Annotated in this window: 13 protein-coding genes and 1 tRNA gene; 8 read left to right on the top strand and 6 right to left on the bottom strand. The window is 72.6% G+C overall.

Going from position 1 to position 13,699, the window contains the following annotated elements; all coding sequences use genetic code 11:
* Nucleotides 1–283: 283 nt before the first annotated feature.
* Nucleotides 284–1,297 carry a hypothetical protein gene (locus tag ACZ43H_RS23095; RefSeq protein ID WP_464586707.1) on the top strand — a complete coding sequence of 338 codons (1,014 nt, stop codon included), beginning with the start codon at nucleotides 284–286 and terminating at the stop codon, nucleotides 1,295–1,297.
* Here the strand turns inward: ACZ43H_RS23095 and ACZ43H_RS23090 are convergent.
* Nucleotides 1,291–2,262: an aldo/keto reductase gene (locus ACZ43H_RS23090; protein ID WP_464586705.1), complete on the bottom strand. Its 972-nt coding sequence runs from the start codon at nucleotides 2,260–2,262 to the stop codon at nucleotides 1,291–1,293. The two genes, ACZ43H_RS23095 and ACZ43H_RS23090, sit on opposite strands and share 7 nt — an antisense overlap.
* A 209-nt stretch (nucleotides 2,263–2,471) precedes the next feature.
* Between ACZ43H_RS23090 and pdxY the strand changes: the two genes are divergently transcribed.
* The 5 genes from pdxY (at nucleotide 2,472) to ACZ43H_RS23065 (ending at nucleotide 7,190) form a co-directional block, all read left to right on the top strand.
* Nucleotides 2,472–3,323 carry a pyridoxal kinase PdxY gene (gene pdxY, locus ACZ43H_RS23085; protein ID WP_464586703.1) on the top strand — a complete coding sequence of 284 codons (852 nt, stop codon included), beginning with the start codon at nucleotides 2,472–2,474 and terminating at the stop codon, nucleotides 3,321–3,323.
* 74 nt (nucleotides 3,324–3,397) lie between these two features.
* The gene (locus ACZ43H_RS23080) at nucleotides 3,398–4,015 is read left to right on the top strand and encodes a DUF305 domain-containing protein (protein WP_464586701.1); all 618 of its coding nucleotides are present in this window, start codon (nucleotides 3,398–3,400) and stop codon (nucleotides 4,013–4,015) included.
* Between the two features lie 61 nt (nucleotides 4,016–4,076).
* On the top strand, nucleotides 4,077–4,892 hold the full coding sequence (locus tag ACZ43H_RS23075) for an MEDS domain-containing protein (RefSeq protein WP_464586699.1): 816 nt from the start codon (nucleotides 4,077–4,079) through the stop codon (nucleotides 4,890–4,892).
* Complete coding sequence (locus ACZ43H_RS23070; RefSeq protein WP_464586697.1) at nucleotides 4,889–5,836, top strand: MEDS domain-containing protein; 948 nt, start codon at nucleotides 4,889–4,891, stop codon at nucleotides 5,834–5,836. The genes ACZ43H_RS23075 and ACZ43H_RS23070 overlap by 4 nt, the downstream gene beginning before the upstream one ends.
* Nucleotides 5,837–5,978: 142 nt before the next feature.
* Complete coding sequence (locus tag ACZ43H_RS23065; RefSeq protein WP_464586695.1) at nucleotides 5,979–7,190, top strand: IS481 family transposase; 1,212 nt, start codon at nucleotides 5,979–5,981, stop codon at nucleotides 7,188–7,190.
* 60 nt (nucleotides 7,191–7,250) lie between these two features.
* Here the strand turns inward: ACZ43H_RS23065 and ACZ43H_RS23060 are convergent.
* The 3 genes from ACZ43H_RS23060 to ACZ43H_RS23050 all read right to left on the bottom strand — a co-directional run bounded on the left by ACZ43H_RS23060 (nucleotide 7,251) and on the right by ACZ43H_RS23050 (nucleotide 9,013).
* A tRNA-Thr gene (locus ACZ43H_RS23060) sits at nucleotides 7,251–7,323 on the bottom strand.
* A 113-nt stretch (nucleotides 7,324–7,436) separates the two neighbouring features.
* Complete coding sequence (locus tag ACZ43H_RS23055; RefSeq protein ID WP_464586693.1) at nucleotides 7,437–8,351, bottom strand: transketolase family protein; 915 nt, start codon at nucleotides 8,349–8,351, stop codon at nucleotides 7,437–7,439.
* Nucleotides 8,348–9,013, bottom strand: a complete 666-nt coding sequence (locus ACZ43H_RS23050; RefSeq protein ID WP_464586691.1) for a thiamine pyrophosphate-dependent enzyme — start codon at nucleotides 9,011–9,013, stop codon at nucleotides 8,348–8,350. The genes ACZ43H_RS23055 and ACZ43H_RS23050 overlap by 4 nt, the downstream gene beginning before the upstream one ends.
* Before the next feature lie 51 nt (nucleotides 9,014–9,064).
* Here ACZ43H_RS23050 and soxR point away from each other — a divergent pair, with 51 nt between their 5' ends.
* Nucleotides 9,065–9,505 (top strand): redox-sensitive transcriptional activator SoxR, encoded by a 441-nt coding sequence (gene soxR / locus ACZ43H_RS23045; protein ID WP_464586689.1) that lies wholly within the window; start codon nucleotides 9,065–9,067, stop codon nucleotides 9,503–9,505.
* A 9-nt stretch (nucleotides 9,506–9,514) separates the two neighbouring features.
* Nucleotides 9,515–10,720 (top strand): DUF4032 domain-containing protein, encoded by a 1,206-nt coding sequence (locus ACZ43H_RS23040; RefSeq protein WP_464586687.1) that lies wholly within the window; start codon nucleotides 9,515–9,517, stop codon nucleotides 10,718–10,720.
* A 162-nt stretch (nucleotides 10,721–10,882) separates the two neighbouring features.
* Here the strand turns inward: ACZ43H_RS23040 and ACZ43H_RS23035 are convergent, their stop codons facing one another.
* A complete protein-coding gene (locus ACZ43H_RS23035) occupies nucleotides 10,883–12,031 on the bottom strand; it encodes an acyl-CoA dehydrogenase family protein (RefSeq protein ID WP_464586685.1) in 1,149 nt (382 codons plus the stop codon).
* A gap of 53 nt (nucleotides 12,032–12,084) precedes the next feature.
* Nucleotides 12,085–13,698: a metallophosphoesterase family protein gene (locus ACZ43H_RS23030; RefSeq protein ID WP_464586683.1), complete on the bottom strand. Its 1,614-nt coding sequence runs from the start codon at nucleotides 13,696–13,698 to the stop codon at nucleotides 12,085–12,087.
* Between the last annotated feature and the right edge of the window lies 1 nt (nucleotide 13,699).

The raw sequence follows: 13,699 nt of genomic DNA, 5'->3' as shown, positions 1-13,699 counted from the left end.
GCGCAGTGAGGCCGACCGAGTCAAGGGCCGCGTTCGCCACCGTTGCCGGTCGGGAAGGGTCCGCTGCTGCTCTCGGCATCGGCGACCACCCCCGAGGATCCCAGGTCGAGACGGAAGGTGTGGATCATCCGACTCTCCTCGCGACCCGGCGCGAGATCATCCCCAACGTGGGCCTGCCCGGCGGCCCCGGACAGGCCGCGTCCCCTCCGGCGAGGCAACCATCCGGTCCCTCACGGCGTCTCTGGTACGACGGGACCTGACCCTCGAGCCCTGGAGACCTGCTGTGCCCTGGACCAAGCCCCTGCTCGGCGCGGTCGCCGTCGCCGCCCTGGCCTTCGGGGTCGGGATGGTGCGGCTGACAGGCTCGACGTCCTGGGACCTGCCGACCGGGCAGTCCGTCGCGTCGCCCGCCGAGCTCGTGTTCGCCACCGGCGACGAGCTGCACGTCGGCTCCCGGACCTACCCGATCCGGCCCGCACCGCAGACGATGGTGAGCACCGAGGGCGGCCTGTACTACCTGGCCGACGGGGTCCTCTACCGGTGGGACCGGGACCGTTCCACGCGGATCGCGGACATCGGCGGGATCGGCTGGCTCTCGAGCACCGCCGACGGCCGCTACCTCGCCCTCGTCGACTTCGAGCACGGGCCGAGGAACGCGCGCGGCAGCCGGATCGCGCAGACGGTGCTGTTCGACACCAGCACCGGCCGGGAGCTGGTGCGCGACGCGACCGGGAACGGGGACCGGACCAGCACCGAGGACCTCTCGGACCTGTACAGCGAGTCCACCCCGACCGTCCTGGGCTTCGACGACGACGCGGTCTACGCCCAGACCGCCAAGGGTGGCGCGATCTCCCGGTGGGACCTGGGCACGGGGAGGCGCAGCGACCTGGGCAACGAGGACTACCCCGTCACCGAGAACCGGCCGGGCGGCCCGCTGGTCGACTTCGACCTCGTCCGGGGCGTGCCGCGCGAGACCCCCGGGGCGGGCGTCGGGAGCTATGCCGGCCGCCGGTCACCGGACGGGACCCGCCTGGCGTACACGCTGGTGGGACGGCCGGTCGTGTACACGACCGGGGACCGCGAGCCGGCGAGGATCCGCATCGGGGGCCGGCACCTCGTCCTCGCGGGCTGGCTGGACGACGACCGGTTCTACGGCCTCGGCGTCGACGAGGCCAGGGGCACGGCGCGGGTGCTGGTCTGCTCGGCCCCGGCCCTGCGCTGCACCGCGGCGAGCGGCCCGGTGCCCGCCGAGGACGGCACCCTGCCCGTGTTCACCACGGGCGACTTCCCCTACTGACCGGGCCCGGACCCGGTGATCTCGTCCAGCTCCACCAGGTCCTCGGCGGTCGGCTCCCAGCGCAGCGCGGCGGCGTTCGTGCGGACCTGCTCGCCGGACGTGGCCCCCGCGATCACCGAGGCCACGGCCGGCTGCGCGGCCAGGCCGGCGATGGCGACGTCGAGCACGGACAGGTCGCGGTCCGCGGCGTACCGCTCGACGGCCTCGATCCGGTCCCAGTCCGCGTCCTGCAGCCACTGCGCGCGGGTCGGGTCGAGGTCGGCGCGCGAGCCGGCGGGCGCACCCTGGCCGCGGCGGTACTTGCCGGTGAGCAGGCCGTACTCCAGCGGGAAGTAGGGCAGCACCCCGAGCCCGAAGGTCTCGCACGCGGGCACGACCTCGGCCTCGATCGAGCGGTCCAGCAGCGAGTAGCGGTTCTGCACGCTCACGAACCGCTCCAGTCCCGCCGATCGGGCGGTCCAGTCGGCGTCGGCGACCTGCCAGCCGGCGAAGTTGGAGCAGCCGAGGTAGCGGATCTTGCCCTCGCGGACCAGGTCGGTGAGCACCGACAGCGTCTCCTCGACCGGGGTCACCTCGTCGGGCACGTGCAGCTGGTAGAGGTCGATGTGGTCGGTGCGCAGCCGTCTCAGCGACGCCTCCACGGCCCGGCGTACGTAGCGTCGCGAACCGCGCACCCCGTGGTCCTCGCCGTTGTCGCCGCGCATGTCCATGCCGAACTTCGTGGCGACCACGAAGTCCTCGCGCTGGCCCAGCAGCGCCTCCCCGAGCAGGTCCTCGCTCGAGCCCGGCGGGTTGCCGTACACGTCGGCGGTGTCGAGCAGCGTCACGCCGGTGTCGCGGGCAGCGGCGAGGATGCCGCGCACCCCCTCGAGGTCCACCCGCCGGCTGAACGCGTTGCAGCCGATCCCGACCGCGCTCACCACCAGGCCCGAGTCGCCCAGCGGGCGGTAGGTCATCTCGCTCATGGCGCCAACCTACGAGGTGGAGCTGCGACGGGTCGGCGCCGTACGCCGTGAAGCTGCGACGGGTCGGCGCCGTACGCCGTGAAGCTGCGACGGGTCGGCGCCGTCCGCCGTGAAGCAGCGACGGGTCGGCGCCGTACGCCGTGAAGCAGCGACGGGTCGGCGCCGTACGCCGTGAAGCTGCGACGGGTCGGCGCCGTACGATGCGGCGGGTGAAGATCCTGTCCATCCAGTCCTCGGTGGCCTACGGGCACGTCGGCAACTCCGCCGCGGTGTTCCCCCTGCAGCGGCTCGGCCACGAGGTGTGGCCGGTGCTGACCGTCCACTTCTCGAACCACACGGGGTACGGCGAGTGGCGCGGCCCGCTGCTCGCGCCCGACGACGTGCGTGAGGTGATCGCCGGCATCGGCGACCGCGGCGTGCTCGGCGAGGCCGACGCGGTGCTGTCCGGCTACCAGGGCGACCCGGCCGTCGGCGCGGTGATCCTGGACGCGGTGGCACGGGTCAAGGAGCTGAACCCGGACGCCGTCTACTGCTGCGACCCGGTGATGGGCGACGTCGGACGCGGGATGTTCGTGCGGCCGGGGATCCCGGAGTTCATGCGCGACACGGTGGTCCCGCGGGCCGACATCGTCACGCCCAACCACTTCGAGCTCGACTTCCTCGCGGGCCGGACCACGCGCACCCTCGACGAGGTGCTCGGGGCCGTCGACGACGTGCGGGCCCGCGGCCCCCGCGACGTGTTGGTCACCAGCGTGCTGCACGACGCCGTGGCCGAGGGGTCGCTGGACCTGGTGGCCGTCTCCGACGAGGGGGCCTGGGCCGTCACCACCCCCCTGCTGCCGATCACCCCGAACGGCTGCGGCGACGTCACGGCCGCGCTCTACCTCGCCCACCTGCGGACGACGGGTTCGCCCGAGCAGGCGCTCGCCGCCACCGCCTCCTCGGTGTTCGCGGTGCTCGAGGCGACGATCGCCGCCGGCACCCGGGAGATCCAGCTGGTGGCCGCACAGCAGGCGCTGGCCGACCCGCCGGCCAGGTTCGAGCCCCGCCGGCTGCGCTGAGAGGTGCCCGACGCACCGCCGGCCCGGGTCGTTCGACCCGGGGTCGGTCCTCGTCCCACGCGTAGCGTGAAGGCGTGAGAAGCCGGACAGCGCCCGCCCCCGTGGTCCTGCTGACGACCCTCGTGCTGGCCGTCGCCGCGGCCCTCGGTGGCTGCAGCTCCGACAGTGCGGGCAGCGGCACCGGCCACGACGACGCCGACGTGGCGTTCGCGGCGCAGATGGTCCCCCACCACGAGCAGGCGCTGCGCATGGTCGCGATGACGCGGGGCCGGGAGGTCAGCCCGGAGCTCCGGCAGCTGGCCCGGCAGATCAGGGCCGCCCAGGCCCCGGAGATCCGCACCATGCGGGGCTGGCTCGACGACTGGGGCGTCGAGTCCGACGACGGCATCACCGGGCACATGCACGGCGACGACCAGATGATGGGCGGCGACGGGAACGGGACGATGATGGGCGGGTCCGGCGGCCTGCTGTGGATGCACGGCCGCGACTGGCACCGTCTCGGCGGGGCGCCCGGCCGCTCCTTCGGGGACATGTGGCTGCGGATGATGATCCGCCACCACCGGGGCGCCATCGCCATGTCGAGGGCCGAGGTCGCCCACGGCGAGTCCCCCGACGCGATCGCGCTGGCCCGGCACATCGAGGAGAGCCAGCAGGCCGAGATCGTCCAGATGCGGCAGATGCTCGGCGACTGACCCGGTGGAACGGTGACCCATCTGCGGCGCCGAGCGCGACACACCGGGGTACCGTGACAGGGTGAGGTCCCACCGCTGGCGCCCGGGATGGGACGGGCACCTCCTGCTGCTCTACGACGAGGAGCCGCAGCGGCGCGCCGGCGTCACCTCGTGGGTGCGCCGCGGGCTGGAGCTCGGCTCCAAGGTCCTCTACACCCAGCCCGCGGACGATCACGCCGACCGGGGGCTCTTCGGGCTGCTGCGGGACGAGCCGGACGCCCTCGAGGCGGTCGAGCGCGGCCAGGTCCAGGTCGTCCCGGCCGAGCTGTCGACGTACGACCCCGTCTCGATCGAGCGCGTCGTCGACGGGGCGCTGGCCGAGGGGTATCCGTCGGTGCGGTGGTCCGCCGACGTGTCCACGGCGCTGGGCGTGATGTCGCAGGAGCAGCACGAGCTCGTCGAGCAGGCGACCGACGCGCTGTGCACGTCCCGGCCGCTCTCGGTGATGTGCCAGTACCCCGCCCGCGCGTCCCGGGAGGCCGTGGGGTTCCTGAGCCGCGCGCACCGTGCCGGGTTGCGTGACCAGCGCTTCCAGGCGGCACCGGTGGACGGCGGCCTGGCCGTGGCCGGTGAGCTCGACGCCACCAACTACGACGTCCTGCGGGTCCTGTTGATGTCGACCGCCGCCGAGACCGCGCGTGACACCTTCGTGCTGGACCTGCGCCACGTGGAGTTCCTCGACCTGCCCGGCGCCCGGGCGTTTCTGGTCGGGACCCTCGACCACCGCGACAGCGGTGGCCGCGTCCGGCTGGAGGCGCCGCGGCCGCACATCGAGCACCTCATCCGCCTGCTCGGCCTCGACCAGGCACCGGGGATCGACATCGGGGAGGCACGATGACAGGCGCGACGCACCCGGACTACCGGCACGGCGTGCTCGTGCACGACACCGACGAGGAGCTCCTCGAGGGCACCCGGGCGTTCGTCGCCCGCGGCCTCGCGTCGGGTGGGGACGTCATGGTCCACGGTCCCCGGGACCGGATCCCGCTGATGCGGGAGGCACTCGGCTCGCACAGCCGGCTGGCGTACGGCGTCGACGAGGAGCTCTACCAGGCACCCATGACCACGCTGTTCGCCTACCAGCGCACGCTCGCCGAGCGGTCCGGGTCCACGAAGCTGTGGGTGACCGGGTCGGTCCCGCTCGGGCTCGACGGCGCCGGGCAGGCAGCCTGGAACCGGTACGAGTCCGCGGTGGACGTGGCCCTGGGCGGCTATCCGTTCGCAGCCCTGTGCACCTACGACACCCGCACCCGTCCCGCCTCGGTGGTGGAGGCGGCCCTGGCCACCCATCGCAGCGTCAACGTCGACCTCACCGACCGGGGCAACGCACAGTACGTCGAGTCCGCGGCGTTCCTCGCCGCTCCGCTCGCGCAGCGGCCCGAGGCACCGACGACCCGGCCCACGGCGACCACCGTGATCCACGACCTCGAGCACCTGGCCGTGGCGCGTGACCTGGTGCAGGCCGAGGCGTACCGGAACAGCGCGGTGTCGCCCCAGGTCATCGAGCAGCTCCGCGTCGCGGTCACGGAGGTCACCTCGAACGGTCTCCTCCACGGCCGGCCCCCGGTGCGGGTGTCGGTGTGGACGGACGTGGCGCGGCTGACCTGCCTGGTCGAGGACTCGGGGGCCGGGAACGTCGACCCGATGGCCGGCTACCGACACCCGGGGCGATCCGGCTCGATGGGCCTGTGGGCCGCCCGGCAGATGGTGGACGACCTGGTGATCGGGGCCGCGCCCGCCGGTGGCTGCAGCGTCCTGCTCACCGTGATCGACCAGCCTCACTGACCGGGTAGTGCGGCTGAGGGTGCGCCCTGGCGCACGCCCAGCCGCACGACGCGCCGGAGCCGGTGACAGTGTCCTGGCTCAGGACATAGGAAACGCATGTCTCAAGACATAGGAAACACCGTCGTGGGCTGGATGCTCGGCCGTGTCGAAAGCCAGGCTGGTCATCACCGCGGTCGAGATCGAGGGCGTCAGTCAGGCTGAGGCCGCCGCCCGGTACGGGGTCAGCAAGGGCTGGGTGAGCAAGCTGCTCGCCCGCTACCGCGCCGAGGGGGACGCGGCGTTCGAGCCCAGATCGCGGCGCCCGCGGACCTCACCGAACGCCACCCCCGAGGCCACCGTCGACCTGGTGCTGGCACTGCGCAAGCAGCTCGCCGAGGCCGGCCTGGACGCCGGCGCGGACACCATCGGCTGGCACCTGACCCACCACCACGACGTGATGCTGTCGCGGGCCACGATCAACCGGATCCTCGCCAGGGCCGGCGCGATCACCCCGGAGCCGGCCAAGCGACCGAAGTCGTCCTACATCCGCTTTGAGGCCGAGCAACCGAACGAGACCTGGCAGTCCGACTTCACCCACTACCGACTCACCAACCCCGACGGCACTCCGGGCGCGGACTGCGAGGTCCTGACCTGGCTCGACGACCACGCCCGCTACGCCCTGCACCTCTCCGCGCACCGGCGGGTCACCGCACCGATCGTGCTCGCGGCCTTCCGCGCCGCCTGTGACCTGCACGGATACCCGGCATCCACGCTCACCGACAACGGCATGGTCTACACCACCAGGTTCGCCGGCGGCCGCGGCGGACGCACCAGCCTCGAGCATGAGCTGCGCCGCCTGAACATCGTGCAGAAGAACAGCCGACCCAACCACCCGACCACCTGCGGCAAGGTCGAGCGGTTCCAGCAGACCCTGAAGAAGTGGCTACGCGCCCAACCCGACCAGCCGTCCACGATCCCCGAGCTGCAGGCCCTGCTGGACCGGTTCGCCGTCCAGTACAACCAGCACCGCCCACACCGATCCCTGCCCCACCTGGCCACCCCAGCAACCGCCTACGCCGCACGCCCGAAGGCCACCCCCGGCACCGACCGGGCCAATGACACCCACGACCGGGTCCGCCACGACCGCATCGACGACTCCGGCTGCGTCACCCTGCGCGTCAACGGCCGACTCCACCACATCGGCATCGGCCGAACCCACGCCCGAACCCACGTCCTGCTGCTCGTCCAGGACCTGCACATCCGCATCGTCGACGCCGCCACCGGCGAGCTCCTCCGCGAACTGATCCTCGACCCCAGCCGCGACTACCAGCCCACCGGAGCCCCCAAAGGACCCACCCGCAGACCCCAGAAATGACAACTCCCGGACCCACAGTCGTGGGTCCGGGAGTTTCCGATGTCCTGAGACATCACACGGAGCCGGTGACAGGAGTCGAACCCGCGACATCCTCTTTACAAGAGAGGCGCTCTGCCAACTGAGCTACACCGGCATCGCCGCACCCGATCGCGGCGAGTTCACATGCTAGTCGGCGGGCCGGCGCGCGGGTCGTGTGCCCCAGGACGCGCCAGGGCGCGTGCTCAGGCACACGACCCGCCAGCGGGATCAGGCGGCCGCGGCGAGGAACCCGTCGAGCGACCGCCGGATCCCCGCAGCGTCCAGGCCGTGGGCCCGGACGTGGTCCCCGGCGGTGCCGTAGCGCCGCAGCTCGGACCGGCCGACGCCCAGCGCGAGCAGCCGGTGGGGCACGTCGCGCAACGCGTCGGCGACGACGTGGGCCGAGGTGCCGGCCAGCCACGGCTCGACCAGCACCACCTCGGGCGAGCCGAGCACCTCCCGCAGCCCGCCGGTGTCGAACGGCCGCACCGTCGCGGCGTACAGCACCGTGGCGTCCAGGCCCGCGGTGGCCGACAGGACGGCATCGAGCACCGGCCCGAGCGCCACGACGGTCGGCCCCGCCCCACGGCGTACGACGTGGAAGCGGCCGGGCGTGTGCGGGAAGGACCGCGCGTTCGTCTGCTCCACCACCCGCACGTAGTGCAGGCCCGAGCCGGCGACCGAGCTGCGCAGCACCGCGTCGACCTCGGTGGCGGTCGAGGGCGCGTGGATCGCGATGCCGGGCAGCGTGTCGAGGAGGGCGACGTCGCCCGGCGCCTGGTGGGTGCGGCCGCCGCCCGCGATGTCGAACGACCCACCGGAACCCACGAGCACGCCGCCGACGTCCTGGTGCCCGAAGCCGAGCTTGACCTGCTCGAAGGCCCGCTCCACCAGGAACGAGCCGAAGGTGTGCACGACCGGCCGCATCCCGGTCAGCGCCATCCCGGCGCCCACGTTGACCAGCAGCTGCTCGCGGATCCCGACGTTCACGACCCGGTCGGGGTGGCGGCGCTCGACCTCGCCGAAGAACTGGCCGGAGATCTCTGCGTACACCAGGGCTACGGACAGGTCGCTCTCGACGAGGTCGGCGGCGGTGCGGGCGAACTGCGCCCGATTCGAGGGAACCCGGCTCGAGACGGTCATCGCTTCTCCTCCACGACGGCGACGACCGCGTTCGGCCGCCCGATCTCACGGTGGGACAGGGCCTTCTCCAGCAGGTCGTGGTCGCGCCCGTCGACGGCGACGGCGTGCCACCCCTCGACGTCGAACCGCCGCTCGATCCGTCCGGGCACGGCGTACGACGAGGACCGGTTGTCGACCACCACGACGGTGAGCGCGTCGAGCCCGAGGGCGGCGGCCAGCTCGATGGCCTCGTGGTTGCTGCCCTCGTCGAGCTCGGCGTCGCCGACGAGCACGACGACCCGGGACCCGATGCCCTGCGCCCGCAGCCCGAGGGCGGTGCCCACGGCCAGCGGCAGTCCGTGGCCGAGCGACCCGGACGAGATCTCGACCCCCGGCACCAGGTTCCGGTCCGGGTGGTGGCCGAGGGGCGAGTCGAACGACGCCCAGCCGGTCAGCCACTCCTCGGGGAGGAACCCCTGCGCGCAGAGGACGGCGTAGTAGGCCATCGGCCCGTGCCCCTTGGACAGCAGGAAGCGGTCCCGCCGCTCGTCACCCGCGGTCTCGGGGCTCACGTCCAGCACCCGCTCGTAGAGCACGCGGATCACGTCCAGGGTCGAGGTGGCGGCGGCCGAGTGCTTCTCGTCCCCGGTCATCAGGCTCATCAGTCGCTCGATCTCGTTCACCCGACGATCGTCATAGTTGAAGTTCGCTTGAAGTCAAGCGATGATCCCGACATGACCCAGCTGACCATCGGGCAGCTCGCGGAGCGCGCGGGCGTGGCCACCTCGGCGATCCGGTTCTACGAGTCGCGGGGACTCATCCGGTCGGTGCGCACGACGGGCAACCAGCGCCGCTTCGAGCAGGCCACGCTCCGCCGGATCGCCTTCATCCGGACCGCCCAGCGGGTGGGCCTGAGCCTGGAGGAGGTGGCCGCGGCGCTCGGCACGCTGCCGGACGGCCGGACCCCGACCAAGGCCGACTGGTCGCGGCTGAGCCGGGCCTGGCGACCTCGCCTCGACGAGCAGATCGAGCGGCTCGAGCGGCTGCGCGACAAGCTGGACGGCTGCATCGGCTGCGGCTGCCTGAGCCTGCGCACCTGCGCGCTGAACAACCCCGACGACGAGGTGGCGCCCCGCGGGCCGGGCCCGGTGTTCCTCGAGCCCGCCAAGCCCTAGCCTGTGAGCATGGCGCTGCGGATCGTCACCAGCAGGCCGGACCCGTCCGTCGTGCGGCTGCCCTGGTCGACGCCGCTGGAGGACTGGACCGACGAGTTCGTCGTCCCGCTGCCGCGGGGCCTCTCCCGGCACGTGGTCCGGATCGTGCGGCTGCGCGACCGGACCTATGCCGTCAAGGAGACGGTCGAGGAGATGGCCTTCCGGGAGTACCGCCTGCTGCGTGACCTGCAGCGGATGGGCCTGCCGGCGGTGGTGCCGCAGGGCGTCGTCACCGGTCGGCTCGACCCGGACGGCGAGGAGCTGCCGGCCGCGCTGCTCACCCAGCACCTCGAGTTCTCGCTCCCCTACCGCAGCCTGTTCTCCCACGGCCTCACCGCCGACAACCTGCCGTCGCTGGTCGACGCCCTGGTGGTGCTCCTGGTCCGGCTGCACCTCGCCGACTTCTTCTGGGGCGACGTGTCGCTCTCGAACGTCCTGTTCCGGCGCGCGGCCGGCGGCTTCGCGGCGTACCTCGTCGACGCCGAGACCGGTGAGCTGAAGTCGAGCCTCTCCCGGCAGATGCGGGAGTACGACCTCACCGTCGCCACCGAGAACGTCTTCGCCGAGCTGCTCGACCTCGAGGCCAGCGACTCGCTCGACCACGAGGTGCACGCCGCGGAGATCGTGGAGCTGCTCGAGACCCGCTACCAGGCGCTGTGGACCGAGCTGACCGCCGAGGAGCAGTTCTCGGCCGACGAGATGTGGCGGATCGAGCAGCGCATCGAGCGGCTCAACGACCTCGGCTTCGACGTCGACGAGCTCGACATCGTCACCGACTTCGACGGTGACCTGGTGCGCATCCAGCCCAAGGTCGTCGAGGCGGGGCACCACCGGCGTGAGCTCCAGGCACTGACCGGGCTCAACGTGGAGGACGCCCAGGCCCGCCGACTGCTCAACGACATCGCGTCGTTCACCGCGCACGCCGACCTCGGCCGCGAGGACCGCACCCTGGTTGCCTCCCGGTGGCTCAGCGAGTTCTACGACCCGATCATGAAGATGGTGCCGCCGGACGCCCGCGGGAAGCTCGAGCCGGCGGAGATCTACCACGAGATCCTCGTGCACCGGTGGTACCTCTCGGAGCGTGCCGGGCACGAGGTCGACATCTTCGACACCGCCCGCGACTACATCGCCACCGTGCTCACCCAGAAGCCCGACGAGGCCGTCGCCGCGGACTGACGCTCGAGTCGGCGCAAGCTCGTCGCAAAAACAGCTCGAGTCGGCGCAAGCTCGTCGCGAAAACAGCTCGAGTCGGCGCAAGCTCGCCGCGAAGACAGCTCGAGTCGGCGCAAACTCGCCGAGCTTGCGCCGACTCGACGAGACTCGAGGTCGGCTCGCGCCTCAGCGGAGCAGGTCGCGGCCGATGACCATCCGCTGGATCTGGTTGGTGCCCTCGAAGATCTGGGTCACCTTGGCGTCGCGGAAGAGCCGCTCCACGGGGTAGTCACGCGTGTAGCCGTTGCCGCCGAGCACCTGCACGGCGTCGGTCGTCACCCGCATCGCCGCGTCGGTCGCGGTCAGCTTGGCGATCGAGGCCTGCCGCGAGAACGGGCGACCGGCGTCCTTGAGCCGGGCGGCGTGGAGGTACGTCGCGCGCGACCGCTCGACCTCGGCGGCCATGTCGGCGAGCAGGAACTGCAGCCCCTGCTGGTGACCGATCGGCTTGCCGAACTGCTCCCGCTCCCCGGCGTACGCGACCGCGTGCGCGAGCGCGGCCTGCGCGATTCCGGTGCCGACGGCGGCGATGCCGAGCCGGCCGGCGTCGAGCGCCGAGAGGGCGACCCGCATGCCCGCGCCCTCCTCGCCGATCAGCTGGGCGGCCGGGATCCGGGCACCCTCGAAGATCACCTGGGTGGTGACGTCGCAGGCCAGGCCCATCTTCTTCTCGGGGGCGCCGAAGCTCATCCCCTCGGTGTCGGCCGGGACGACGAAGGCCGACAGGCCACGCTTGGCGTCGTCGGACGTGCGCGCGAAGAGGATGTAGTAGTCGGCGCAGGAGCCGTTGCTGATCCACTGCTTGGTGCCGGTGACGACGTAGTCGTCCCCGTCGCGGACCGCCTTGGTGCGGATCCCCGAGACGTCCGAGCCGGCCTGCGGCTCGGAGAGGCAGTAGGCGCCCAGCCAGTCGCCGGAGAGCATCTGCGGCAGCCAGCGGTCGACGACCTCCGGGCTGCCGTTGCCTGCGACCACGGAGGCGGTCAGCGAGTGCACGCTGGTGCCGACCCCGACGCTCGGCCAGGCGGTGGCGATCTCCTCGACCACCTGCAGGTAGACCTCGTAGGGCTGCGCCCCCCCGCCGTGCTCCTCGGCGAACGGCAGGCTCAGCAGGCCCGACTTGCCCAGCAGCCGGTACGCCTCGGCCGGGAACACCGCCTTCTCCTCGGCCTCGGCGACCTGGGGCGCGAGCTCCTTGGTGGCGATCTCGCGGGTCAGCTCGAGGAGGGCCTCGGCCTCGTCGGTGGGCAGCAGGCGGTCGACTGTGGTGGGCACGCTCCCGATCCTAGATCGGCCCTCCGCGGTCCCCGAACCTCGGTGGCTGCCCGCTACGGCCCGGCGGTCCCGTCGGAGGGACGGCTGCCGGCCAGCTGCGTGGACTGCTCCTCGGCCAGGTGCAGGGGCACGTAGTCGCGGACGTGGAAGATCCCGTCGGTCTGGAGCACCACCGGCTGGATCCCCACCGGCCGGCCGTCGCGGTAGGTGACCAGCGTCAGCTCGGCCTCGCGCCGGGGCTTGCTGCCCACGGCGATGGCGTACGCCGCTCCGCCGGTCGTGCCGTTGGTGTAGGAGTAGCCGACCTGGCCGCCCTGACCCACCACCCGGACGGGGCCGACCTGCACGTGCAGGTGACCCGCGAGCACGAGGTCGACGCAGCCCCGCTCGAGCGCGTCCTGGCCGAGGTCGGCGTCGTGCACCAGCAGGGTGGTGACCCGCTGCGGCGCGGCGCACGCGACGTCGGCGAGCCGGCTGCCGACCTCGTCGAAGCTGAGCCCGGTCTCGTCGCGCCAGTCACCGAGGCCGCTCGACCGGGGGTCGTCGAGGCCGAGCAGGGTCGTGCCCGCCGGCCCCGGGACCACCGTGCCGTCGAGCATCGTCCAGCCGTGGTCGTCGAGGTAGCGGCTCACGAACGTCCCGTGGTCGTGGTTGCCGGCGATGCCCCACCGGTCGAGGTCCCCGAAGGCCGCGGTCACCGAGTCCAGCGAGAAGGCCTCCCAGCTGTTGCCGGTCGAGGTGTCGTCGCCGGCGTCGAAGACGGCGGTCGTGCCGCCTGCGTCGGCCACCGCCCGGGCGACCTTGTCCATGCCGATGTTGTCGTGCCGGTCGGAGAGGAGCGCCACGACGGTCTCGCCCTCGCCCGGCTGGTGCAGGTCGAGGTCGGCGGCCTGCTCGGCGGCGCGGGTGTAGAACGTCTTGCTCTTGTCGTAGGTGGAGATCGCGCTCTCGATCAGGCGGCGGGTCTGCGACGTGGTCACGTCGCCCCGCACCTCCACCCCGTCCACCTCGGCCGGCAGGTGCACCTCCGGCCCGACGAACTGCGCGAGCGGCATCCAGGACCGCGAGGCGTCGATGCTGTCGTCGTCGCTGCCCCAGGGCTGCCACACCAGCAGCACGAGCAGCACCACCAGGAGGCAGGAGAGCGCGCCCTGGGGGCTGCGGGTCCGCGCGAGGAGGTGGCGTCGCCGCTCCGCCCCCAGCAGCAGCCAGACCAGGATCGGCAGCAGCCCCACGACCGCGCCCCGCAGCGCAGCGGCGTACGCCATGTCGGCCAGCGCGTCCTTGACCTTGGCGATCTGGCCCTCGGGCTGGCTGGCGATGTAGGCGTAGCGCTGCACCAACGCCTCGGTCGAGGCCGCGTCTGTCTTGCCGAGACGGATGTCGACCCCGAGCCGGTTGCCCGACTCGACCCGGAAGTCCGGGACCACCGGGCCGGTGTGCAGCACCACGTGGCCGTCGAGGTCCGGCCGGATCACGGCGTCGTGGCTGGCCAGCACGATCGAGCGGCTGCTCAGCAGGAAGAGGGCGGTGCCGGCGACGAACGCCAGCACCAGCCAGACCGCGACGAAGGCGAGGACCTTCGAGGCGAGCGTGGTGTGCCGCCGGACGCGACCCCGACCCCGCCCGGCGGGCGGAGTGTCGGTCGCATCCCCCTCGGGCGTCACG

This window comes from Nocardioides sp. DN36, assembly GCF_055380375.1.
The sequence above is the reverse complement of the archived record's forward strand: the minus strand, read 5'-3'. Positions and strand labels throughout refer to the sequence as shown.

Excerpts from the sequence above, each read along its gene's own strand:
- ACZ43H_RS23090 (WP_464586705.1), bottom strand. The coding sequence starts at position 2,262 with ATGAGCGAGATGACCTACCGCCCGCTGGGCGACTCGGGCCTGGTGGTG.
- ACZ43H_RS23070 (WP_464586697.1), top strand. The coding sequence starts at position 4,889 with ATGACAGGCGCGACGCACCCGGACTACCGGCACGGCGTGCTCGTGCAC.
- ACZ43H_RS23055 (WP_464586693.1), bottom strand. The coding sequence starts at position 8,351 with ATGACCGTCTCGAGCCGGGTTCCCTCGAATCGGGCGCAGTTCGCCCGC.
- soxR (WP_464586689.1), top strand. The coding sequence starts at position 9,065 with ATGACCCAGCTGACCATCGGGCAGCTCGCGGAGCGCGCGGGCGTGGCC.
- ACZ43H_RS23040 (WP_464586687.1), top strand. The coding sequence starts at position 9,515 with ATGGCGCTGCGGATCGTCACCAGCAGGCCGGACCCGTCCGTCGTGCGG.